Origin of the sequence: Thiomonas sp. FB-Cd (genome assembly GCF_000733775.1) — a bacterium.
GTDB lineage: Bacteria > Pseudomonadota > Gammaproteobacteria > Burkholderiales > Burkholderiaceae_C > Thiomonas_A.
Genome location: NZ_JPOE01000002.1, coordinates 859,694 through 882,555 on the forward strand (window position 1 = coordinate 859,694; position 22,862 = coordinate 882,555).

General features: G+C 62.9%; 17 protein-coding genes and 1 riboswitch. Of the genes, 8 read left to right on the top strand and 9 right to left on the bottom strand.

Translation table 11 applies throughout. The annotated features are described in order from the left end of the window. Window positions 1-6: 6 nt before the first annotated feature. The gene (mdcA, locus tag CD04_RS0104220; RefSeq protein WP_038167481.1) at window positions 7-1,683 is read right to left on the bottom strand and encodes a malonate decarboxylase subunit alpha; all 1,677 of its coding nucleotides are present in this window, start codon (window positions 1,681-1,683) and stop codon (window positions 7-9) included. A 132-nt stretch (window positions 1,684-1,815) separates the two neighbouring features. On the opposite strand from mdcA, the gene CD04_RS0104225 reads away from it, so the two are divergent. Together CD04_RS0104225 and CD04_RS0104230 are read left to right on the top strand one after the other, a co-directional pair. After that, the gene (locus CD04_RS0104225; protein WP_031404544.1) at window positions 1,816-2,502 is read left to right on the top strand and encodes a GntR family transcriptional regulator; all 687 of its coding nucleotides are present in this window, start codon (window positions 1,816-1,818) and stop codon (window positions 2,500-2,502) included. A gap of 110 nt (window positions 2,503-2,612) precedes the next feature. Then, on the top strand, window positions 2,613-3,650 hold the full coding sequence (locus CD04_RS0104230) for an aldo/keto reductase (protein WP_031404545.1): 1,038 nt from the start codon (window positions 2,613-2,615) through the stop codon (window positions 3,648-3,650). A 69-nt stretch (window positions 3,651-3,719) separates the two neighbouring features. Here CD04_RS0104230 and CD04_RS0104235 read toward each other — a convergent pair whose 3' ends face one another. From CD04_RS0104235 to CD04_RS24060, 8 genes are all read right to left on the bottom strand, one after another. Beyond that, window positions 3,720-6,422, bottom strand: coding sequence for a cation-transporting P-type ATPase (locus CD04_RS0104235; RefSeq protein WP_031404546.1), 2,703 nt, complete (start codon window positions 6,420-6,422; stop codon window positions 3,720-3,722). 550 nt (window positions 6,423-6,972) lie between these two features. Next, window positions 6,973-8,955 (bottom strand): hypothetical protein, encoded by a 1,983-nt coding sequence (locus CD04_RS0104240; protein ID WP_031404547.1) that lies wholly within the window; start codon window positions 8,953-8,955, stop codon window positions 6,973-6,975. Window positions 8,956-9,382: 427 nt separating this feature from the next. Then, window positions 9,383-10,972, bottom strand: coding sequence for a gamma-glutamyltransferase family protein (locus CD04_RS0104245; protein WP_031404548.1), 1,590 nt, complete (start codon window positions 10,970-10,972; stop codon window positions 9,383-9,385). Between the two features lie 663 nt (window positions 10,973-11,635). Then, window positions 11,636-12,916: an oxalate/formate MFS antiporter gene (gene oxlT, locus CD04_RS0104260; RefSeq protein WP_081857795.1), complete on the bottom strand. Its 1,281-nt coding sequence runs from the start codon at window positions 12,914-12,916 to the stop codon at window positions 11,636-11,638. Between the two features lie 239 nt (window positions 12,917-13,155). Beyond that, window positions 13,156-13,256: riboswitch (guanidine-I (ykkC/yxkD leader) on the bottom strand. A gap of 193 nt (window positions 13,257-13,449) precedes the next feature. Next, a complete protein-coding gene (locus CD04_RS0104265) occupies window positions 13,450-14,199 on the bottom strand; it encodes a GntR family transcriptional regulator (protein WP_051848920.1) in 750 nt (249 codons plus the stop codon). Further along, window positions 14,196-14,582, bottom strand: a complete 387-nt coding sequence (gene hpxZ / locus CD04_RS0104270; protein ID WP_031404553.1) for an oxalurate catabolism protein HpxZ — start codon at window positions 14,580-14,582, stop codon at window positions 14,196-14,198. Before hpxZ ends, CD04_RS0104265 begins: the two co-directional genes overlap by 4 nt. Beyond that, window positions 14,579-16,003 (bottom strand): AtzE family amidohydrolase, encoded by a 1,425-nt coding sequence (locus CD04_RS0104275; RefSeq protein WP_369792774.1) that lies wholly within the window; start codon window positions 16,001-16,003, stop codon window positions 14,579-14,581. The genes hpxZ and CD04_RS0104275 overlap by 4 nt, the downstream gene beginning before the upstream one ends. Window positions 16,004-16,086: 83 nt before the next feature. Next, complete coding sequence (locus CD04_RS24060) at window positions 16,087-16,293, bottom strand: AtzG-like protein (protein ID WP_197033012.1); 207 nt, start codon at window positions 16,291-16,293, stop codon at window positions 16,087-16,089. Between the two features lie 448 nt (window positions 16,294-16,741). On the opposite strand from CD04_RS24060, the gene CD04_RS0104290 reads away from it, so the two are divergent. Genes CD04_RS0104290 through CD04_RS0104315 form a run of 6 tightly spaced genes read left to right on the top strand, consistent with a single transcriptional unit; the run spans window position 16,742 to window position 22,689 of the window. Beyond that, window positions 16,742-18,226, top strand: a complete 1,485-nt coding sequence (locus CD04_RS0104290; protein WP_031404557.1) for an ABC transporter ATP-binding protein — start codon at window positions 16,742-16,744, stop codon at window positions 18,224-18,226. A 25-nt stretch (window positions 18,227-18,251) separates the two neighbouring features. Continuing rightward, complete coding sequence (locus CD04_RS0104295) at window positions 18,252-19,286, top strand: ABC transporter permease (protein ID WP_051848921.1); 1,035 nt, start codon at window positions 18,252-18,254, stop codon at window positions 19,284-19,286. Further along, window positions 19,283-20,206, top strand: a complete 924-nt coding sequence (locus tag CD04_RS0104300) for an ABC transporter permease (protein ID WP_038167485.1) — start codon at window positions 19,283-19,285, stop codon at window positions 20,204-20,206. Before CD04_RS0104295 ends, CD04_RS0104300 begins: the two co-directional genes overlap by 4 nt. 31 nt (window positions 20,207-20,237) lie before the next feature. Further along, entirely contained in the window at window positions 20,238-21,308 is a 1,071-nt protein-coding gene (locus CD04_RS0104305; RefSeq protein WP_031404560.1) for a BMP family ABC transporter substrate-binding protein, read from the top strand. Further along, window positions 21,305-22,009, top strand: a complete 705-nt coding sequence (locus CD04_RS0104310; protein ID WP_031404561.1) for a cysteine hydrolase family protein — start codon at window positions 21,305-21,307, stop codon at window positions 22,007-22,009. The genes CD04_RS0104305 and CD04_RS0104310 overlap by 4 nt, the downstream gene beginning before the upstream one ends. After that, window positions 22,006-22,689: a cysteine hydrolase family protein gene (locus tag CD04_RS0104315; RefSeq protein ID WP_031404562.1), complete on the top strand. Its 684-nt coding sequence runs from the start codon at window positions 22,006-22,008 to the stop codon at window positions 22,687-22,689. The genes CD04_RS0104310 and CD04_RS0104315 overlap by 4 nt, the downstream gene beginning before the upstream one ends. Window positions 22,690-22,862 lie beyond the last annotated feature (173 nt).

Below are 22,862 nucleotides of genomic sequence, written 5' to 3' on the forward strand. Positions count from 1 at the left end.
TCGCGCTCACCAACTGCGAAAGCGTGCTGGTGGCGCGTACAAGCCACCCGACCACGCAACAAGATCTTCGATGCTTCGCGCGGCCAGCATCGAACGTTTGGCTTGCAGCGGACTGACGCCCAGATCGGCAGCGTAGGCCACGATCCCCCTTTGACGCAGGCTGCGGGCACGCTGCGTGTCAACGCCTTGTCCAATCGGCGTCACACCGGCCACGGCCGCAAGCGCCTCGCGCCGCTCCTGTTCGCCCTGTGCCTTGTACAGGTAGGCGATGCCTTCCTCGGTCACGACATGGGTGACGTCGTCGCCGTAGATCATGACCGGTGCGATGGGCATGCCACTCTTCTGTCCGACGGCGACGGCGTCGAGCGACTCCACCAGCGCGGGAACCCCACCCTTTTGGAAGGTCTCGACGAGCTGCACGACGAGTTTTCGGCCGCGCACAACCGCACTGTCAGCCGTGATGAGCGCCAGCCACGGCGGGCTTGCGTGGCGCCTGCCATGCGGATCATGCCCCATGTTGGGTGCGCCGCCGAAGCCCGTGAGCCTGCCGAGGGTCACGGTCGAGGAATTTGCGTTCGCATCCATTTGCAGTGTGGAGCCGATGAACATGTCCACGCCGTACTGCCCGGCTAATTGGCACAGCACGCGGTTTGAGCGCAAGCTGCCGTCACGCCCCACGAAGAAGACGTCCGAGCGCGCAGCGACATAGGCCTCCATGCCCACTTCACTGCCAAAGCAGTGCACGCTTTCGACCCATCCGCTTTCGATCGCGGGAATGAGGGTCGGGTGAGGGTTCAACGCCCAGTTGCGGCAGATCTTGCCCTTCAGCCCGAGCGATTCGCCATAGGTCGGCAGCAGCAGCTCGATGGCAGCCGTATCAAATCCGATCCCGTGGTTCAGCGAAGTGACTTCGTAGCGCTCGTAGATGCCGCGAATCGCCATCATTCCCATGAGCACCTGCAAATCGGTGATGTGGCGAGGGTCGCGTGTGAAAAGAGGCTCAATCGCATAGGGCCGATCAGCCACCACGACAAAATCCACCCAGGAGCCGGGGATGTCCACACGCGGCAAGGCATCGGTCATTTCATTGACCTGCGCAATCACAATACCTTGCCGGAATGCCGTGGCCTCCACGATCGTGGGGGTGTCCTCTGTGTTGGGGCCGGTGTACAGGTTGCCGGCCGCGTCAGCCTTTTCCGCGCACACAAGCGCCACATGTGGTGTGAGCTCGATGAGCATGCGCGCGTAGAGCTCCACATACGTATGGATGGCGCCGATCTCCAGCTTGCCGTCCTCCAGCAATTGCGCCACGCGAAGGCTCTGGGGACCGGCAAAGGAGAAGTCAAGGCGGCGCGCAATCCCGCTCTCGAACAGGTCCAGGTGCTCGGGCCTGCTGACGCTGGAAATCAGCAGATGCAGATCGTGCACCCGGCGCGGATCGACGCGCGCCAGGCTGCGCGACAGGAAATCGGCCTGCTTCTGATTGTTGCCTTCCAGGGCCACCCGGTCTCCGGGCTTCAACAGCAGCTCGAGGGCATCCACCAGGCGCTGCGTGGGTAACTGGCAGCCATCGGCCAAGTGCGCCACCATGCCAAGGCGCCCGAGCTTTTCGTCGCGTCGTCGACTCCACGGGCTGGCACTTCCCGCCAGCGCTTCGGTTCGGGAGGGGCTGCTGGATGTCAAAGCAGCACCTCAATAAAATACGTAAATTGCATTTTTGTATTTTTATCAAAGCTTTTTGCATGCAAACAATAGGGTTTTCATGGGGACGAGATTGCCCCGGGCCATGCAGGACGAGGAGGTAACATACGCACAGTGGACAAAAATCTTTCACTCGCTGACCAGCTCCGCGAGAGCATTGAAGACGCCATTGCCACCGGCAAACTGCCACCCGGCGCACCGCTGGACGAGGCGGAACTCACACGGCAATTCGGTGTTTCGCGCACGCCCGTGCGAGAGGCGCTGCTGCAGCTTTGTGCGGCTGGAATGGTTGACATTCGCCATCGACGCGGCGCCACCGTTACCCAACTCAGCGCGCAGCGCCTCATCGAGATGTTCGAAGTCATGGCGGAGCTTGAGGCGATGTGCGGGCGGCACGCGGCCCGCCGCATGTCCGACGCCGAACGCGCGGAGCTTGAGGCGGCCCACCGCGCGTGCGAGGCCGCACGCAGCGCAGGGGACGCCGACGGCTATTACCGCCTCAATGAGCATTTCCATCATCTGGTGTACGCCGGAAGTCACAATGAGTTTCTGGCTGCGCAGGCCTCTGCGCTGCATCGCCGCCTGCGCCCGTATCGGCGCCTTCAACTACGCGTCAAGGGACGCCTGGCTGCATCCTTCAACGAGCACCAGGCCATCGTGGACGCCATTGCGAGCGGTGATGGGGACCAAGCCGCGCAGGCCCTTCGGGATCATGTGCTTGTCCAGGGCGAGCGCTTTGGCGACCTGATGGCGGCGCTGGCCCAGTTTCAGCCGCAGATTGGCGAGCCGCTGCGTGCCTGAGCGCTAATTGACGCGCTGTGGGGCGATGTCGCGCACACGGTGCGCCAGCGCCTGCATGCTGTTGTGGCTCCACGATACCTCAGTCTTGACCAACCCGAGTACCGATCCCCATGAACACGATTGACCTTGGAAATAGCGCCCTGCATGTCTCCCGCATTGGCCTGGGCACGATGACTTTTGGCCAGCAAAACAGCGAAGCCGAGGCCCATGCACAACTGGACTATGCCCTCGCCCGCGGCATCAATTTCTTCGACACCGCCGAGATGTACCCCGTGCCCACCCGCAGCGAGACCGCGGGAAGGACCGAACGCTACGTCGGCACCTGGCTCAAGCGTCAACCCAGGGACCGCATCGTCCTGGCCACCAAGGCAACGGGACCCGGGCGCGCCCTGGACTGGATCCGGGGTGGCGACCTCACGTTCACCCGCGACAACCTCCAACGAGCTCTGGAGGGATCCTTGCAAAGACTGCAAACGGATTACGTCGATTTGTACCAGTTGCATTGGCCCGACCGCAACGTTCCACTCTTCGGCCAGTACCACTATCAACCGAGCCAGGAGCGTGAAACCGTGCCGCTTCGACAAACGATGGAGGCGCTCGCCGACCTGATCAAGGCCGGCAAGATCCGTCACTGGGGCCTGTCCAACGAAACGCCTTGGGGGCTGATGAGCTGTCTGCGCATTGCCGAAGAACACGCGCTGCCGCGCCCGGTATCCGTTCAAAATGCGTACAACCTGCTCAACCGGACGTGGGAAAACGGGATGTCCGAAATCGGTTTTCGCGAGCGGGTCAGCCTCCTGGCCTACTCGCCACTGGCATTCGGTGTGCTGTCGGGGAAGTACCTGCAGGATCCCAAGGCGCCGGGACGCGTCAATTTGTTCGGCGGATTCAACCAGCGTTACAACAAGCCCAATACGCCCAAAGCGGTGGCTGCCTACGCGGAGCTGGCGCAGGAGCACGGCCTGAGCCTGACGCAACTCGCCTTGGGTTTCGTGTACCGACACTGGTGCGTGGGCAGCACCATCATTGGGGCGACCACCCTGTCACAATTGCAGGAGAACATTGCTGCATGGCAGGTTTCCCTGTCGCCCGCCGTGCAGGCCGGCATCGAGGACATTCACCTCGCGTTCCCGAACCCCGCGCCCTGAGCACTTGTGGGCCCACGCGGCGCGGCCGCTGGCCCGCGCGGACCAGCGCGAAAGTGCGGTGATCGGGCGTCACGATGCCTCCGCCGCGTGCAGGTTTTGCCGCCAGATGCGCCGCACCCACCATTTGCGACCTTCCTCGAGCACGAGCAATGCGACCGCGAATGGCCCGATGGCGGCCCAGTGCACGGGCGCAATCGGTGCGGTGCCAAATATCGCATTGCCCAGGGGCGTATAGGCGATGAGCGCCAGTGCACCGACTTCAACGCCGACGCCTGCGAGAATCAGCCGGTTGCCAAGCAGTCCCGTGCCCCACACCGATCGGGTTGGGCTGCGACACAGGAACACGTTGACCACTTGCAGCAAGACGATGGCGCCCAGGGCTACTGTCGTGACGTGCAGGTACAGGGGCGCCGTTGCAGCAAGGGCGTCCCCGTAGTGCCAGCCTGCTGCGCGCAGCGTCACCAGGAACACGCTCATCACAGCAGCCGCTTCGAGCAGGCCCAGGAAGAGATAGGCGCGCACCGCCAGGCGCCAGTCGAGCAGTCGTTCACGCGGTGAGCGCGGCGCACGGCGCATGACGTCGGGCTCGGGAGGTTCCACCCCCAGACCGAGCGCTGTCAGCGAATCGGTTCCCATATCCACGGCAAGCATCTGAATGGGAGTCAATGCCAAGGGAATGGGAAAGAAAACGAACGCCAAGTAGGGCACGAGTTCCGGAACATTGTGCGCCAGGATGTAGGTGAGAAACTTGCGGATGTTGTCGAACACGGCGCGCCCCTCCTCGATGCCTGCGACGATGCTTGCAAAGTTGTCATCGAGGATGACGACATCGGCCGCTTCCTTGGCCACGTCCGTGCCGCTGCGCCCCATGGCCACGCCCACGTGGGCGCTTTTGAGCGCGGGCGCATCGTTGACGCCGTCGCCCGTGACGGCCACGATGTGGCCCTTGCGCTTGAGGGCTTCGACGATCCGCGTTTTCTGCTCGGCTCCAAGTCGCGCAAAGTGCACCTCGGGTTCATCGAGGGCGAGCTGCAGCTGCGTATCAGACAAGCGCCGCAACTGCTCACCGCTGATGACCCGGGCATTGGCGGAACGCACAAGGCCGATGTTGCGGGCAACGGCAAGCGCCGTGCGCGGATGGTCGCCGGTGAGCATGATGACCTTGATGCCGGCGTGGTGGCACTGCTCGATCGCGGCGGGGACTTCCTGGCGTGGAGGGTCTTCCATTCCGACAAGTCCGGCAAAGATCAAGTCGTGTTCGCCGTCCTCGATCGCCACTCCAGCGTCGACCGGGCGGTACGCCAAGGCGATGACACGCAATCCCGTATCAGCCATGCGTTCCTGGGCGCCCAGAACCGCGTCACGCATGGTCTGGGTCAAAGGTTGCTCACCCGCATCGGCGAGGGCGCGTGTGCACAACTGCAACACCGGTTCGGCCGCCCCCTTGCAGTACAGCGTGGGCCCTTGCGGGCCTGCATAGATCGTGGACAGTCGCATGCGCTGCCCATCAAACGGCAACTCGTCAATGCGCTTCCAGTGCGGCAGCGGCACGTTTGCTTGTTGGGCAAGATCGACGAGGGCCAGCTCCATCGGATCGCCCTGCCAGCTCCTGCGGCCGCCTTGTTCGATTTCCGTCAAGTCATGGCACAGGCCCGCCGCCAGAAACATGGGAGCGTAGTGCGCAGCGAGGGCCACGCTGGCACCCGCCGGCACGGGAAGGGCCGCGGCACCGGGCAGCACAGTCATCGCGCGCATGCGGTTTTGGGTCAGCGTGCCGGTCTTGTCGGTGCAAATGACGGTGGCTGCGCCGAGCGCTTCAACCGCCGGCAAATGCCGGATGAGGACCCTGCGCCGGGCCATGCTCTGCGTGGCCAGCACCAGCGCCAGGGTGAGGGTTGGCAGCAACCCCTCGGGAACCATGGCCACGATGATCCCAAGGGCGAAGACGAAATTTTTCTGCGGCGAAAGACCGATCCACCACCCGGCTGCCCAAAATAGCGCGCCAAGCGAGACGGCCAGGATCATGATCAGGCGGCTGATGTGTGAGACTTCCCGGCGCAAGGGCGACACGCCCTCCCCAGCTGTTTGCGTCAGATGGGCAATGCGGCCGAACTCGGTGTGCATGCCGGTGGCAAACACCACAGCCTTGCCTCGCCCGGCGACGAGCGACGTGCCCGCAAGCAGAATGTTGCCTGCGCGAATCAGCAACTCCGCGTCAGAGGGCTCGCAGTTGCGCGGCTGTGGGATGGCCTCCCCCGTCAGGTTGGCGTTGTTGACGCGCACGGCATACGCTTCGATCAGCCGACAGTCCGCTGGAATATTGGCGCCCTGCTCAAGCAGCACCACATCCCCCGGCACCAGGGCCTGGGCATCGATTTCCAGGGCGTGCCCATCGCGCTGCACTTGCACGCGGTGCGGAAGAAACTGCCGAAGCGCGGCCAGCGCCTTCTCGACGCGGAACTCCTGCCAAAAGGAAAAGAATCCACTGATGAGGATGACCACGATGAGCGCAATGCCCAGACGGGCCATGCCCTGGCCAGGAGCCATCAGGCTCAGAACGAAAGCCAGTCCTGCCGCGAGCCACAGCACGATGGAAAATAACTGGCTAAATTCCCGCAACAGCAGCAGCGCCCAGGGCCTTTTGCGCTCTTCACGAATGCGGTTGGGCCCGAATTCCAGAAGTCGCCGCTGTGCCTCACTGGCTTGAAGGCCATTGACGCCACTGCGCAAACTCGTCAGGCACTCCTCAACATTTTGCTCTTGGATTTTCATCGTCCGTGCGCCTGGCGCAACCCTTCCGTGTGGAAACCACGCTGTCGCGGCGCACCTGCGATCCCCAATCCTCAATCCGCCTTCGTCCTTGCGACGCAGCGCCAGGCGGCCCGGCGGCCCGGCGGCCCCATCTCGCGTGGCCCTGGGCAGGCCCTTGTGACGTGCAAAGAACGGACACGCAGCCACGCAACAACTGCGCCTCGCCTGCATGCCAAGCTGACAGCCCTTAGGCCAATCTAGGCCAGCATGGCTGCTTCGTCCTTGACATTGCTCAACAAAGAACGGGTGCCATCAGGAGGCGTGGAACATCAGCGGTCCGCTCCGATCCGGGCTCATAAGCCCCCATGGCTGCCCAAGCCAACTGCACCCGTGTTGTTCGATCATCCCCAGGCAGCCGCGAGGAAGATGCTGCCGATGCATAGGTGGCCGGCCATAAAAAAAGCGTGGCGCTGCCTGCACAGCGCCACGCCTGGATTGCTGAGGGCAGCTCCTGCTGTTCCAGTAAAGATCCAGGCAGCAGGAGGCTGACGTTGTTTGCAGTGCGCTCGTCCTACTGGCCGAGAATCAGGTTCGGCATCGGCGTGGCCGAGTCGACCTTGAAGGCCGTGCCCGGGAAGTCCGTGGCATAGATACCAGCCCACCCTTCACTGAGCGCGTTGAGCGAAGACGCCGTCAAGGTCAGCCAGCCGCCGCGTAGGGCTTCGCGCTCGATACCCAACGAGCTGACATACGAACCCGCTGGTGCCGCTGGATCCAGGATGGACATGTCATCACCCAAGGCGATCACCTTGAATACGGCCCCGACCCCAGTACCAGCCTTGAAATTCGCCCCGTAGATCCCTGAAGCGGGCGTGGAAGCAGCGGTTGTGGAGGTCGAAGAACTCGCCGATGAGGCCGGCGCACTGGCCGTCGACGCTGGTGCAAAAAAGGCGGGGTTCAGCGATCCCTTGAAAATCACACCCAGCTTGCCGTCGACCGCAGCGAAAGATGATGCGCGCCACCGAGGGGGCTCAGCATCGGTTGGCCCGGATGAGCCCGAACCGCCGGCAGCACCGGACGCCGACGAGCTTGGAGCGCCCGAACCGGAACCCGAACTGCCAGTGGTCGTTGGTGCACCCGAGAACACCCAGTAGAGGAAATCTGCAAACTGCGCTGGTGTGGCTGAGCCCTGTTCGGCGTCCGCCACCATCCAGATCTTTCCGGGCTGGGTCGTGTCGGCGATGAAGATGCCTTGGTTGTTCGGAACGTATTTCGTTGTCTGGCCGCTCGGATACTGAGCCATACATGCTGCCTGGAGATCCTTGTTGCCGTCCGTGGCACAGGTCAGTGTGACCCCGTGCATGCCCGGATCGGCGCTGTTGGCCACCTTAGGATTGGTTCCCCAAGCACCCCAGAAGGCCATGTAGCGGCCGTCAAATGCAAGGCCTTCCCCAACTTGCGTGAAGGTCGGCGCAGCAGCGCTGGCGCTTGGCGCCGGAAGCGGTGCACCACTTTGGTTGGGCACAGGAGTCACCCCGATATGCACCAGAGGCGTCAACGTGGGCAGGCTGGCGATGGGAGCGAGATAGATCCCCCCGGCAGATGGCGCATCCTCGTTATCGAGCCCGGTGAATACCACATGGCCATTCGCAGCACTCGGCGGGGCCGTGGAGCCAAACTTCACCGTCGTCCCAGGAATCAGCGTGTTGCTGTCGGCAATCACCTGGATGGGGGAGGTGCCCGAGCTGACATCCCGGAAATACACGCCGGTCTTGCTCACACTCACCGGGCTCGACGCACCGGTTGTCGGATCTGTCACGATTTCCGTATCGGTGTAGTTGCCCTTCGTGACCACGTACTTTCCGCCAGTGACGCTTGGCGAGCCGGGAAACTGATCGAACTTGACGGGTGTCGTGCTGACTGTATTGGGCACGCGCATGACCGAGGAGAACTCAGGCACGGCGCCAAGAATATTCATGCCTGTGGTCAGCCCGTCCGGCAGGGTGACGTACAGCCCCGCCGTTCCGACCTTCGTTTCCAGCAAGGTCGTCGGGTCGGTATAGGTCCACTGCGGCTCGGTCTGCCCGCGCGTGGCCAGAACGCCCGAACTCATGTCGATGCGCGGAATCGACGGAAATTCATTGAACATCGCGCCCGTGTTGTTCGGCTGCGGAACCAACGTGTTGGCCGTGTCAGCCACCGTGTACACGGCGGGTTTCGCCGGACAGACATCCACGGTGTACACGCCGCGCTGCGGTTGACCACCTGATCCCGTCGTCGCACTCTTGGCACGGCCGCGGAACACGACCAAACCATAGTCGTTGATGGACGGCTGGTTGTAACTGAAGAAGTTCAAATTGGGCGAATCCGGCATCACGGTGTTGTTGTTGGCCACGGTCTTCCACGCGCCAATGACATCGGTTCCCGGGACGCACGCTACCGCGTTGGCATCCGGGTTGCTCGGGTTGTAGGGATTAAGTGCTGTGAGCGTGCTGGTCGATGAACTTCCGCCGCCGCATCCGGCCAGCAGCGCCAAGACGCCGGCCGAAAACATGGCCCTTCTCATTCGTGAATGGCGAGGCATGATGAATCTCCAATGTGGACTGCTCAAGAGGTATGAAACAGAAACAAGTGTAATCAAACGTTTTTTTCAAATATAGGCGCTGAACCTCTACGCATGGTTGATATGTGTCAAGAAAACGGGAGCCCCGCCCCGCCTTGATCGGGGGTGCCGGCAACGCGCAGGACAAGATCCACACTGCGCGCTACTTGAACGCGCTTTTGCTGGATCCCCCTTGGCCGCCCCATCCGACCCTCACGCGCGGTGGAAAATCATCCCTTGAATGCGGGCGCCTTGTCCTGTGCCTGATGCGTTGCGGCCGTCGCCGGCCCCATCTTCTCGGCCAGGCTGCGCGGCGCCCCGGGTCGTACACCCATCCCGAGTACACGCCACACAGCCGAGCTCGGGCGCCCCAGCAAGGTCACACGCCGGCTGCACCGCCGTCGCTTCGCGGGTCTGATGCGCCTTCCATGCGCCCGTCACCATGCAGAACCAGGGCACCAGCGTGCCCCATGGTGTCGCTGAACGCTTCGCTGAGGACTTCGACCTGGTGGCCTGCATCACGCAATGAGCGCACGAGTGCGGGGTCAAACCTGTCTTCCAATTTCAGGGTTGTGCTGGCGTCACCCCAGGTACGGCCCAGCAGCCAGCGGGGGGCGCTGATTGCCTGCTGCAGCGACTCGCCGTAGCGGGCATAGCGGGTGAACACAGCCGCTTGCGTTTGGGGCTGGCCCTCGCCGCCCATCGTCCCATAGGGCATGATGCGCCCATCATCAAACACGGCAAGGGCTGGATTGAGCGTGTGAAAGGGTTTGCGCCCCGGTTCAAGGGCGTTGAGATCAGTCGGATCAAGGGCGAAGCTGATGCCGCGGTTCTGCCAGGTGACACCGGTGTCGCGCAGCACGACCCCAGAGCCAAACTCCCAGTAGAGGCTCTGGATGAAACTGACGGCGCGGCCTTCGCGGTCGATCGCGCCCATCCAGATGGTGTCGCCGGGTGACGCCGATTCAGGCCATGGCAAGGCATGGCGCATGTCGATCTCTGAGGCCAGCGCGTCGAGTGTCTCGGCCTTGAGGTAATCGGCTGGGTCGCCCGGCACCCTGCGCGGGTCCGTCACCATGCGGTTGCGCACGCGAAAGGCCCGCTTGGTCGCCTCGACCAGGCCATGCACGTGGGCGAACCCCTCCCCCTCGGTAATGCCAAGCCGCTCGTAAATGCCCAGAATCATGAGCGAAGCCAGCCCCTGCGTGGGCGGCGGCAGGTTGTAGACGGTGCAATCGGTCAAGCGCACGGCAAGCGGTGCGACGCTCTGCGCCTCATAGGCGGCAAGATCGGACGCGCGTATTGGACTGCCGATGCGCTCGAGCTCAGCGCCCATGCGCGCTGCAAGGCTACCGCGATAAAAATCATCGAGGCCACGCTCGGCCAATGTCTGCAAGGTCTCGCCCAGGACAGGCTGACGCAGCATCTGGCCACACGCAGGCGGGTTTGCATCGAGCAGAAAGGTCTCGGCAAACCCATGCACGTCCCTCAATCCCTCGAGCTTGCTTTGGGTGAGCGCTGCCTGGCTGGACGTGACGACAATGCCGTCGCGCGCATGGCGAATGGCATCGCGCAGAAGACGCGTCAGCGCAAGCCGGGGGCCGCCCCAAGTCTGGGCAATCGTCAACGCCTTGGACCAGCCGCCGACCGTGCCAGCCACCGTCAGTGCGGCGTCCGGCCCACGTGACGGAATCGCGTTGAGCCCCTGATACCGTCGCACCGTGGCGCGCTCGGCAGCGAAGCCGCTGGCATCGATTGCAAGTGGCGCTTGCCCGGGCGTGTGAATGAGCCAAAAGCCATCCCCGCCAATTGACGTCATATGCGGGTAGACGACGGCGATGGCGGCGGCTGCCGCCACCATCGCCTCAATGGCGTTGCCGCCGTCGAGCAAGACGTCACGGCCTGCCTGGGCGGCCAAATGGTGCGGGGCGACAACCATGCCCCCGAGTGCAGTATGGGTGTGATGCATGCGCGGTTCCAGTGCGTCGGCGATTCGTGAGACTCATATCAGGGCTGCGCCCCAACGACTTTTCCTGTCATTGTGCGTGTTCGCCACTCCGGGCGTGAGCGCCCAGCAGTTGCGTCGCAAAAGGCTGCTCCACGCGGAGTAACCCAATGTTGGTGCAGGCATGGATCTCGCGCCAACGCACTTCTGCCTTGATGGCGGGGCCGCCTGCATCAAGGGCGAGGGCCAGCCACTGGCGCGTGGCGATGAAACCCAGAAGCTCCCGCCACGCATCCTGGCGTGCCTGAATATCAGCATGGTCCTTGTGAAGAAAGCGGTGGCAACGCCATCGAGACTGCCCTTGCGCAGGGCAGCGACCTGTTTTGCGAACGCATGCGGATCCCGGAGCACGCGGTCAGGGTGGCCAGGCCAGCGCCCTCGATGAGTCATTCCACCCCATTGCAAAGCTCGAAGGACAGCGCAAGAAAGGAGCGTGGCGCCACCAGCACCCGCATCAGTTCTGTGACGTTCGCCGCGGACGAAACGCGCTGCGCAGAATGCCACGCCGGCAGGCGAGCGTGCCAAGGCAATGAGCGGGTGAATCGCCGCGAACTGCAGCAGTTGACCCGGCCCACCCCCGCGCAGCGCAACATCGGCTCATGTCTTTGTGGTTGCTTGATCGACGGCTCAGTTCGCGCTTGCAGCGCGTGCCATGTAACGGGCACGCATGCCCTTGAGCACCAAGAGAGCAAGCAATGCCGCGCTCAGATCCAAGACGACCATGAGGACAAAGACGGGAACCCAACTGCCGCTTGACTGGTGAATGAGTGCGGCGATAGGACCACCCAGAATCGAGCCAATGCCCTGAGCCATGTAGAGGAAACCGTAGTTTGTGGTCGCGTAGCGGGTGCCAAACGTGTCTGTGAGAGTCGAAGGAAACAGGGAAAAAATCTCACCCCAGCCAAAGAAGACGATCCCCGAAAGCAGCACGAACCACAAAGGGTCGCTTTGCAGCCCCAACCAGGCCAGCATGGCCAGCCCCTCCATGCCAAACGCGATCGCCATTGTGTTTTCGCGACCGATGCGGTCCGACAACCATCCAAAGAACGGGCGTGTCAGGCCGTTCGTGAAGCGATCGATCGTCAGCGCAAGGGGTAAGGCCGCCATACCCCAGACCAGCGTTGTGGCAACGCCAAAATCCTTGGCGAACGCGCCCATCTGCGAAATCACCATGAGTCCTGAGGTGGACATCATGCCCATCATGACGAACATGAGCCAAAAGACCGGCTGCTTAAGCATCATTGCTGGCTTGACGCCGCTGGCATGCGACTCCACCTTGACGGACTCCGCCATCACTTCAACGGGTGGACGCTTGATCCCCTGCGCAGCAATCAACCCCACTGCGGCGATGATGTAGCCGAAGACTGTGATGGTCTGCGAGTACCCAAACGTTGCCAGACTCGATGAAATCGGGAAGGTGGTCAAAATGGCGCCAAAGCCGTAGCCGGCAGCGACCATGCCCACAGCAAAGCCACGCTTGCGCGGAAACCAGCGCACCATAAGGCCAACCACGCCGACGTAGATCACGCCGGTTCCGATACCCCCAAGCAAGCCGTAGGTCAGGTACAGCTGCACCACGCTGTGCGCCGAGGCTGAAAGCACCCAGCTCGCCCCGGTCAGTGCGGCGCCGACAGACAGCAACATCCTCGGGCCGAAGCGATCCACGAGGAAGCCCTGGAAGGGTGAGAAAAATGTCTGCAGGACGATGAGAATCGAAAAAGTGACCTGCAGCTGAGCCAGGCTTGCGCCAACCTGCCCGAGTAGCGGCTTGGTAAAGAGGGCCCAGACATACTGCGGGCTCGAGATGGCCATCATGCACAGCAGGCCGAGGGCAAGCTGGCCCCATCGGCCCTTGAAATTCGTCATCGGCAAGGCGAGGCCTTGCGGGGAATCAAGCATTGTGGACATGGACGACTCCTTGACTGGGTCTTTGCGACCGTGGCCAACGGGCGAACGCCGCCCGTTAGTGCATGCAATGGGATGGTGCTTACGAGGATTGCGCGCAGCAGCCCTCAAACTGCGGGCTTGTCCCGCTGGTAGGTGCTGGTGAAGTGCGCGTGCTGCGGCATGGTGGTGGCGATCTTCATGGGCGAGGCTCCATTGCTGAGGGTTGAAAACGAGCACGGAAGAAAGCGGTGACGACGCTTTTCTCCCGGGCTTTTATCCCTCCGTGGAGCCTCCAGAGGAGGCCGGGCCGCTCTTGGACCAGGCGCTTCGCGAAGAAGCCGGAACCCTAGCTGCCCTGTCAAACGCAAAACAACAATTGGCGATCAACCACCAATTCCGTGCCCAAAGGGCCATGCAAGCCTCGTGCCAGCTTTGCCGTGGCCCTCGCACGCCTGGCAGCACGAGGGCACCATCCGTTGTTGTGCGCGTCAAGCCACGAATTGGTGCAGCATGCCCACGCATATGACGTCACACAGCCATGGCACCGGCTTGCCTCAGGTCAATCCACGTTGCTCGTTGTCGCTGCGTACGGTTTGCAACCGGTGCAGCGTGATCTTTCGCGTCTCGAGCTGGCTGCGGTCGATGTGTGCACGGACAAGCATCTCCGCCTCGTCGGGGCGGTGGCGCCGAATCGCCCGCAGCATGGCTGCATGTTCATCGTAGGTTGTGCCGATACGCTGGGGATAGGTGAAATCCAGCCGCCGGATGACGCGGATACGGTCCGTGACATCGGCATGCACGCGCAGCATCTCCGTGTTTCCAGCCGCAGCCACCAATTCCCCGTGGAAGGCTTCGTCAAGCACGGAGATCTGGCGCGCGTCGCTCAGGCGCTCGGATTTGTCGACGAGCCAAATAGCCACCAGCGCGTCGAGCCGCTGCCGCAATTCGGGCCCAAATTCGGCAGATGCCAGCCGCCGCACCGCAAACACCTCGATGAGCTTGCGCAGTTCATACAGCTGATCGAAGCGGGAAAAGTCGATGGGGACCACCTCCCATCCACTGCGGAAGTAGCCGCGCACAAGTCCTTCGCTTTGCAACCGAAGCAACGCCTCACGCACCGGCGTGCGCGACACGCCGTAGAGCTCAGCCAGTTCGGTTTCAGTAAAGCGCTGTCCCGGCAGCAGGCGGAACTCGAAGACGTCCTCGCGCAGGTGCGCGTAGACCTCGGTGGCACGCGAGGCTGGCTTGGCGAGGGGTGGATGCCCACCACCCCGCATGGCACGCCCGGCCGTTGATTCACTCATGGCGTGTCCATCCAGCTGACATGTGCAGCCACGATTCGCCAGCCCTCGGGAAAGCGTACCCAGGTCTGGCTCTGCCGCCCGATGCGATCCACCCCATCGCGCTCGAATTCGATGTTTGTTACAGCGACGTCCCGTCCAAAGGTGGTGACGAGCCGGCGTCGAATGGTGCGCTCCAGCCCTTGCGGACGTCGCCGGGCACGAAAGTCGGCAATGGCATCGAAGCCGTAGAGATTTTCGCCCACGCCATAGCGCAAGGTGATGGTCGAGCGCCAGAACAGGGCATTGAGGCGATCCACATCATTATTCACGAGGGCGCATTCATAACGATCGAAGATGGCTTCGAGTTCCGCCAGCACATCGGGAAGATTGACCTGAGCGATCATTCGATGTACCCGGTGCGTGCCTGCAGTGCAGTTGCAAGCGGCTTGCACTGCGCTGCGCCGCAGCGCTCGAGCTGCAGCGCAGCCCGCAGTGCGATGTCCTCGCGCCATGGCGGTGCAATCAATTGGACTCCGATGGGCAAGGCTTCAGGCGCGACACGCATCGGGACTGCCACGACGGGCAGGCCAATACACGAGATGGGCTGCGTCAGCAGGCCCATGTTCGGGCGTGTGGCCAGCGCGCATCCATTCAAATCGAAGAACGCGCTCCCGAGTGGCTGGGCGGGCACGGGTGTGGCGGGCGCAATGAACAAATCGAATTCCTCGAAAAGACGACACACTTGCGCATGAAAGCGCGCGCGAACTCTTTGCGCCTTCGTGTACCAAGCCGCAGGCACCATGGCCCCAGCGGCTAGGCGATCGCGCGAAAGCGGCTCCATCTGCTCGTAGTTCTCCCGCAGATGCTCGATGTGAAGCTGCCCACCCTCGGCCGCCGTGATCACGAAGGCCGCAGCACGCGCAGCCTCCACTCCTGGCAACTCCAGCTCATCCTGCGCCCCTAGCGCCTGCGCGGCTGCACGCGCTGCGCGCTTTGCCTCGGGCCCGGCGTTGCGCTCAAAGTACCCCCCAAGCCACGCCACGCGCAACGGTTTGTCATCCGGGCCTGCCGTGATCGCGCTGCCAATTGCCTCAGCTTCGTCTCTGGCATCCCGACACAGCATGCTGTAGCAAAGCGCCAGATCTTCTGCGCTGCGTGCGAAGGCGCCCAAATGGTCAAGGCTGTAGACAAACGGGTAGCTGCCCTCCCGCGGCAAACGCCCAAAGGTCGGCTTGATGCCGAAGATGCCGCATAGCGACGCTGGCACGCGAATGGAGCCGTTTGTATCCGACCCTAACGCCAGGGGAACCATGCCCGAGGCCACCGCTGCAGCGCTGCCACCCGACGAGCCTCCAGCGCTGCGCGTTAAATCGTGCGGATTGCAGGTGGCGCCGTAATGCGTGTTTTCCGTGGTAAACCCATAGGCAAATTCGTCCATGTTGAGCGCCCCGAGCAACACTGCCCCGGCAGCATCCATGCGTTGCACAAGGGCAGCATCGCCTTTCGCAGGGGCCGCGCCGGCCAGCAGGCGCGAACCCGCCAGCGTCGGCAGGCCCTCGATATCAAAAAGATTCTTCACCGCATAGGGGACCCCCGCAAGTGGCGGCAGTGCATGCCCTTGCGCACGCAGTCTGTCGATGCGCGCAGCCTGGGCCCGCGCGCGGTCAGTCGTTTTGTGAGTGAAGGCCCGAATCCCGGCGTCCAGCACATCCAGTCGTGCGATCGCCTCCTCGATCAGCTTTGAGGCCGAGATCTCGGCTCCGGCCACGGCATGCGATACATCCAAAACCGAAGCCATCGGATAAGCGGTGAGTTGTTTGGGCATGGGTGAGCAGGCGTTGGTTATAGGCAGTCCGGGATTGGATCTGTCAGCATCTGGCGCCGGGAGAAACCCGCGCCGACGTGGTCTCAAGGCCGGAAAACAGGAGCCGGCTCATCCAGTTCGGTGAGGACCTGCTCATCCAGACGGTCGGCCATGTCGCGCAAGCGCCGCCATTGCGCGGAAATTCTGCACAAGGCTTCGTCATTCATGGCGAGGCGCAACAAGGAGGCATGGACGCGCACGCAGTGCAGGTCCATGTCCGCATCGGCGTTGGAAACATCAGTGGTGTTCATGGTCAGGGGATGGAAGTCATGTTGGTCAGTTCTGTGCATGCGCCGCGGCCCCGATGCGCCCGAGCATCCTGCACCAGGATTGCGCGACGACGGCACCGCACTTGTGCGCTGCGCGCTCCTCGTGGAGGACAGACGTTGCTCTGCGTGCGCCCATCGACATGCCATGCAGCGTGGGGGCGTGACGTCCACGGCGAGGATGCGATTCGCGCTTGCCTCGATGAAGTTTGCATGGCACAGGGCTCCGATCTTGTATGCATGATCTCATGCAAGGGATGTGCCAGCCCGCGCATCCGCACCGCAATCGCTGGCCTGAGGCGCTGAGGCCACGCAGCGGATTCGCCCTCACCTGCGCACCAAATTGCAGCGATCGTCAGGCCTTTGTCTGGCACGCAGCTTGCATGCTGACGGCTATCCATCATGTATGCAAGTTTGAATCCAACCGCGCGCCATGCATATCCAGCTTCTTGACATCACCAAGCGCTTTGGCACCGTTGTCGCTAACGATGCCGTCTCGCTGGATATTGCCGAAGGCGAGGTTCTGGCGCTTCTCGGAGAAAATGGAGCGGGCAAAAGCACGCTGATGAAAGTCCTGTACGGCTATTACCGCGCCGACGCCGGACAGATCTTGATTGATGGACGCGAGGCGGCCATTGCGTCACCCCGCGATGCGATGGCTTTGGGCATCGGCATGGTGTTTCAGCAGTTCAGCTTGATCCCGGCGCTAAGCGTGCTGGAAAACCTCTTGCTGGCGTATCCAGCCGCGCCTTGGTGGCACGCATCGCGCAACGTCGAAAAGGTTCTGGGCCTGCTTGAGGAGTTCGCGCCAGGCGTTGAGGCACGTCGCCGTGTGAGTGACCTGTCGGTGGGCCAAAAGCAGCAGGTTGAGCTGGTCAAGGTTCTCAATCTCGAAGCACGACTCGTCATCCTTGACGAACCGACCTCGGTGCTTGCGCCCGAGGAGGCGCAGCGCCTGCATGGCGTCGTGCGCAAGCTGGCTGACTCCGGGCGCAGTGTCGTGCTCATCACCCACAAGCTTGAAGACGTGCGCGCATGTGCCCATCGGGTTTCGGTGATGCGCGCAGGCCGCCTCGTGGCGCAATCTGAGGCCTGCGGGATCGATGCGCAGGCGCTGGTGGCCCTGATGGTGGGTGAGGCCAAACTCAAACCCGTGGCAAGCACGGTGCCGGTTGCGAACCGCCCGGCGCGGGTCGCGATCCGCCATCTCCGATGCCACAGCGAAACGCTTGCGCTCGACGACATCGACCTCGATATCGCTCCGGGTGAGGTGCTGGGGATCGCAGGCGTTTCGGGAAACGGTCAGGATCTGCTGGCTGATGCTGTTACAGGCATGGCTGCACTTAGCGCAGGCGAGGTCCTCCTGGATGGCGAGGTGTTGCACAGTCGGGGACAGCGACAGCCGCACGATGCAAGGCAGGGCTATATCCCGGAATATCCACTGAAGAACGCCGTTGCGCCCGAGATGAGCAACAACATCAATCTCGCCTTGCGCCACCTTTTGAGATTGCCCCTGTTCCCGGACTGGCGTGCGCAGGAAGTGCAGGCCAGCGCCTTGATGGAACGCTACGACGTGCGCCCGCGCCAGGGCCGTCTCGCCTCGGGTCGTCTATCCGGGGGGAACCTGCAAAAACTTGTCATTGCGCGCGAACTCTCACAGCCGCGGGCCTTTGTCGTTGCCTGTTATCCCACGATGGGCCTTGACCTGCAGGCCACACAGGTCGTGTACGAGGAGCTGTTCCGCCAGGCACGCGCAGGCGCAGCGATTCTTTGGATCTCCGAGGATCTGGACGATTTGTTGCGCTATGCCCATCGCATCGCGGTCCTTTATCACGGGCGCATCGCCGGCGTGCTGCCCGCAGCGCAGGCAGACCGGGTGCGCGTTGGCCACCTGATGACGGGCGGAACGCTGCAATGAAGATGGCACGCCTGGCAGTCGATCGTTGGGGCGCAAGCCGGGTGCAGCACCTGTTCGTGCCGGTGGTAGGGACAGCCGTCTTCCTGCTCCTTGCATCTGCTTTTTTTATTTCAACGGCTATGCACCGCTTGAAATCTTTCGGCAGATCGCGCTAGGCGCCTTCGGCAACGCCTTCTCCACAAACACGACGCTGGCGAAATCGATTCCGATCTTGTTCTGCGCCCTGGCCACAGCACTGCCGGCACGCATGGGGCTGGTGTCCGTCGGTGCCGAAGGGCAACTCTATTTTGGCGCCCTTGCCGGCACTGCGGCCGTGCTGTCGCTGACGACAGCACCGTTCTGGCAACTTTTTCCAGCCACCTTGGCGCTCACACTCATGGGCGGCGCCTTGTGGGGTGCGATTCCTGGCATTCTGCGCGCGGGACTGGGGGTTAACGAAACCATCGTCACCATCCTCATGAACTACATCGGCATCCAACTTGTGGAATATGCCGTCTATGGGCCGTGGAAAGACGCTGGAAATCTGGGTTGGCCCGCTACCATCGCCTTTCCCCAAGCCGCAAAGTTCCCGACGATCGCCGTCGGTGCCTTCTCCAGCAACTGGGCGCTGGTGCTCGCTGTCGTCCTGGCCCTCGGCCTGCACCTGCTTGTGGAGCGCAGCCGCTGGGGTACCGCACTTGCTTTACTGCGCAGCAACCCGCGCGTGGCGCGCATGGCCGGGCTGTCATACGTGACTCATGCCATTGCAGTCATGGCCTTGGCGGGATCGTTCGCAGGTCTGGCCGGCCTGGTGCAAACCGCCAATGTGCAAAACCACCTCCAGCCCGATATCTCGTCGGGCTACGGCTATGTCGGGTTTCTTGTCGCGTGGCTGGCCGGGCAAAATTTCCTGCGCATCATCCCATTGGCGCTGCTCATGGGCGGACTCTTGTCAGCCGGTGACGCCCTTCAGCTGTTCGCCCAGCTGCCATTTGCCAATACGGTCGTCATGCAGGCGCTCCTGTTCATCAGCGTGCTGGGCGTGGGCGCTTGGCGTGAAAAGCGACGGAGCGCGACATGACGGCAACGCTGGTGTCGAATCTGCTCTCCATTGCCCTGCTGACGTCCACGCCGGTGCTGCTGGCCATGCTCGGCGAGACGCTGACCGAGCGCACCGGCGTCATCAATCTGGGCGTGGAAGGTCAAATGCTGGTTGGTGCAGCAGCGGGCTTTGCCGCAACCCACGCCAGCGGCAATCCCTGGCTTGGCTTGCTCGTGGGAGCGCTTGCCGGCACGCTGCTGTCCTCGATCCATGCCCTGCTGTGCCTAGCGCTTGGGGTCAATCAGATCGCCAGCGGCCTTGCCATCCTTTTTTTGGGCAACGGACTGTCATCCTTTTACGGCACCTCCCTGGTGGGCCAACAAATCGATGGCTTCCACAGTATGGCGCATGGGTGGCTGGCGCTGCTGCCCGGAATCGGGCCCTTCCTCGGCCAGCTCACGCCTACGGTCTATCTGGCGGCGTTTTTGCTGATTGCCAGCGGCATCTTCCTGTACCGAACACAATGGGGCCTGGTCTGGCGTGCCGCTGGCGAGTCCGCCGATGCCCTGCGCATGCTGGGCAAGAGGCCAGTGGCGTTGCGCCTGGCCGGCGTCCTCGTGGGCGGCCTGCTCACGGGTTTGGCTGGTGCGGCGCTGTCGGTCGATTACACACGCACCTGGGTCGAACAGATGACCGCAGGCCGCGGACTGCTGGCGGTAGGCCTCGTCATCGTGGCGCGCTGGAACCCCTGGCTGGCCCTGCCTGTCGCGCTGATCTACGGCCTGGCCGAGGCCCTCTCCCTGCGCTTGCAGTCCGCTGGCGCTGACCTCTCCCCGTATCTGCTCGGCACTCTGCCTTATCTGGTGCCGCTGATCGTGCTGCTGCTGACCTACAGGGGAAGCCAGCGCGCCAACGCCATGCCGCAAGAACTTGCGGGTGTCTTCCGCGGCATGGCCTGATCGTCCACAGTTGACTTCCCCGGAGAACCGAATGAAACATCGAATCGTTGTGTTGGGCACATTGATTGGCCTGGGACTGGCGCTGGCGAGCCGCCCTGCCCTTGCCGATATTGCGGTGGGCTATGTGTATGTCGGAGCCAAAACCGATGGCGGCTACAACCAGGCGCAAGATGCCGGCCGCCTGTACGTGCAGGCGCAAGTCCCCGGCGTAAAGACAAACGAGCTGGAAAACATTCCGGAGAACAATCAGGTCGTCCAGGGCATGGAGCGCATGATTGGCGCGGGTGACAAGGTGATCTTCGCCACCAGTTACGGTTATTTGCCCTATGCGCTTGAGCTCGCCAAGAAGTACCCCGCCGTCACATTCATGCATTGCGGAGGCGCAAAACTCGCGCCGAACCTTGGAACCTATTTCGCCGACATGTTCGAGGCGATGTATCTATCGGGCATTGCGGCCGGAAAGGCCAGTGTTGATGGAAAGATCGGCTTCGTGGCTGCGCATCCGATTCCGCAGATCCTGCAAGACATCAATGCCATCGAGCTTGGTGCGCAGTCCGTCAATCCCAAGGCCACCGTGACGGTGGTGTACACCGGCGCCTGGAACGACCCAGCCAAGGATGTGGCTGCCGTCAACACGCTCGTCGACCAGGGTGTGAAGGTCATCGGCATGCACGTCGATTCGCCAATCCCCGTGATCGAGGCTGCGAAAAAACGCGGTGTCAAGGTCATCGGGTATCACTTTGACGACATGAAGTTCGATCCGCAGGGCTGGCTCACCGGTGGCTACTGGAACTGGGGCCCGATCATGGCAAGCGTGGTCAAGCAGGTGGAAGCCGGAACGTGGAAATCGCAGGCCATCTACGGCAACCTTGCATCCGGCGCTGCCAAACTCGCACCGTTCGGCCCCTCCGTGGACGCGTCCACCCGCAAGCTGGTCCTCGACAAGCAAAAGGAGATCGAAGCCGGCACGCTCAACGTCTGGGCAGGCCCGATCTATGGCCAGGACGGAAAACTTGTGGTCGCTGCGGGTCACGTCCTGCCACGACCCAAGGTGGACGCGATGAATTTCTTTGTCAAAGGCGTGGTCGGTACCCTCAAATGAATCGCTCCGAGACGACGGCGCAGCCCATTGCCGCCGACCCCTATGCCTGGCCCTATGACGGGGACCTGCGCCCGGACAACACGGCCTTGATGGTGATCGACATGCAGACCGACTTCTGTGGCGTCGGGGGATACGTCGACCGCATGGGCTACGACTTGTCCCTCACGCGTGCACCCATCAAGCCCATCGCCGCCACCCTGGCCGCGCTTCGCGCCTTTGGCGCCACCATCATCCATACCCGGGAAGGCCACAGGCCAGACCTATCCGATCTGCCAGCCAACAAGCGTTGGCGCAGTCAGCGCATGGGCGCCGGAATCGGGGATCCAGGCCCATGCGGCAAGATCCTGGTGCGGGGGGAGCCGGGGTGGGAAATCATCCCCGAGCTCTCGCCCAACCCGGGTGAGATCGTGATCGACAAGCCGGGTAAGGGTTCGTTTTGCGCCACCGATCTGGAGTTCATCCTGCGCCAGCGGCAAATCCGCAACATCATCCTGACCGGCATCACCACCGATGTGTGTGTGCACACCACCATGCGTGAAGCCAACGATCGTGGCTTTGAATGCCTCGTGCTGGGTGACTGCTGCGGCGCCACCGATGCGGGCAACCATCGGGCCGCGCTCAAGATGGTCACCATGCAAGGCGGGGTGTTCGGTGCCGTGGCCGATTCCAGCGCGCTGCTTCAATCACTGGAGTGCCCATGACCCCACCCGCACCAAACGCCCCAACGCTGAGCGTGCCTGCGAAGCCTGGCACGTTTCGCGCACCGTTGTCGCGTACTGCGCTCATTCTCATCGACATGCAGCGCGATTTCATCGAACCCGGCGGCTTCGGCGAAGCCCTCGGCAACGACGTTTCGCAGCTGGCCAGTGCGGTGGATGCTGCCGTGCAGCTCCTGCAATGGGCGCGCGGCCTGGGGCTGATGGTGGTGCATACGCGCGAATCGCACGCTGCCGACCTTTCCGATTGCCCTGCGTCCAAGCGCCTGCGCGGCGAACCCGTCCTGCGCATTGGGGACGTGGGCCCAATGGGTCGTGTCTTGGTCCGGGGAGAGCCCGGCAATGCGATCGTCGCCGCGCTCAGCCCCGCGCCCGGCGAGATCGTGATCGACAAGCCGGGCAAAGGCGCTTTCTATGGCACCACGCTGCACGCGCTCCTTGGCGCGCGCGGCATCACCCACTTGCTTTTCGGCGGGGTGACCACGGAGGTTTGCGTGCAATCGAGCATGCGCGAGGCGAACGACCGTGGCTATGAGTGCCTGTTGGTGGAGGAAGCCACGGCCAGCTATTTTCCCCAATTCAAGCAAGCCACGCTTGCGATGATTGTGGCGCAGGGGGGAATCGTCGGCTGGACCTGCCCCATTGCCGCACTGCTCGGTGCCTGAGTGCGGGTGCGGCAACCGTCACGCCACCACTTGTGGCACCGGTCGAACCGGGCGCTCCGTGGCCCGTACGCAGGGGCACAGGCTCGGCAGCCGGCACGGCGCATGCACAACGTGGGGATGCGCGGATGGATCCACGCATTGCACGGCGCGCTTCTCAGGGCCCGCGTCAAGCC

What these genes read in the sequence shown, in the direction of transcription:
- oxlT (WP_081857795.1), bottom strand. Translation starts at nt 12,916, where the DNA reads ATGTCCACAATGCTTGATTCCCCGCAAGGCCTCGCCTTGCCGATGACG.
- CD04_RS0104310 (WP_031404561.1), top strand. Translation starts at nt 21,305, where the DNA reads ATGAATCGCTCCGAGACGACGGCGCAGCCCATTGCCGCCGACCCCTAT.
- CD04_RS0104245 (WP_031404548.1), bottom strand. Translation starts at nt 10,972, where the DNA reads ATGCATCACACCCATACTGCACTCGGGGGCATGGTTGTCGCCCCGCAC.
- CD04_RS0104275 (WP_369792774.1), bottom strand. Translation starts at nt 16,003, where the DNA reads ATGCCCAAACAACTCACCGCTTATCCGATGGCTTCGGTTTTGGATGTA.
- CD04_RS0104290 (WP_031404557.1), top strand. Translation starts at nt 16,742, where the DNA reads ATGCATATCCAGCTTCTTGACATCACCAAGCGCTTTGGCACCGTTGTC.
- CD04_RS24060 (WP_197033012.1), bottom strand. Translation starts at nt 16,293, where the DNA reads ATGAACACCACTGATGTTTCCAACGCCGATGCGGACATGGACCTGCAC.
- CD04_RS0104305 (WP_031404560.1), top strand. Translation starts at nt 20,238, where the DNA reads ATGAAACATCGAATCGTTGTGTTGGGCACATTGATTGGCCTGGGACTG.
- CD04_RS0104235 (WP_031404546.1), bottom strand. Translation starts at nt 6,422, where the DNA reads ATGAAAATCCAAGAGCAAAATGTTGAGGAGTGCCTGACGAGTTTGCGC.
- CD04_RS0104265 (WP_051848920.1), bottom strand. Translation starts at nt 14,199, where the DNA reads ATGAGTGAATCAACGGCCGGGCGTGCCATGCGGGGTGGTGGGCATCCA.
- hpxZ (WP_031404553.1), bottom strand. Translation starts at nt 14,582, where the DNA reads ATGATCGCTCAGGTCAATCTTCCCGATGTGCTGGCGGAACTCGAAGCC.
- CD04_RS0104240 (WP_031404547.1), bottom strand. Translation starts at nt 8,955, where the DNA reads ATGTTTTCGGCCGGCGTCTTGGCGCTGCTGGCCGGATGCGGCGGCGGA.
- CD04_RS0104230 (WP_031404545.1), top strand. Translation starts at nt 2,613, where the DNA reads ATGAACACGATTGACCTTGGAAATAGCGCCCTGCATGTCTCCCGCATT.
- CD04_RS0104300 (WP_038167485.1), top strand. Translation starts at nt 19,283, where the DNA reads ATGACGGCAACGCTGGTGTCGAATCTGCTCTCCATTGCCCTGCTGACG.
- CD04_RS0104315 (WP_031404562.1), top strand. Translation starts at nt 22,006, where the DNA reads ATGACCCCACCCGCACCAAACGCCCCAACGCTGAGCGTGCCTGCGAAG.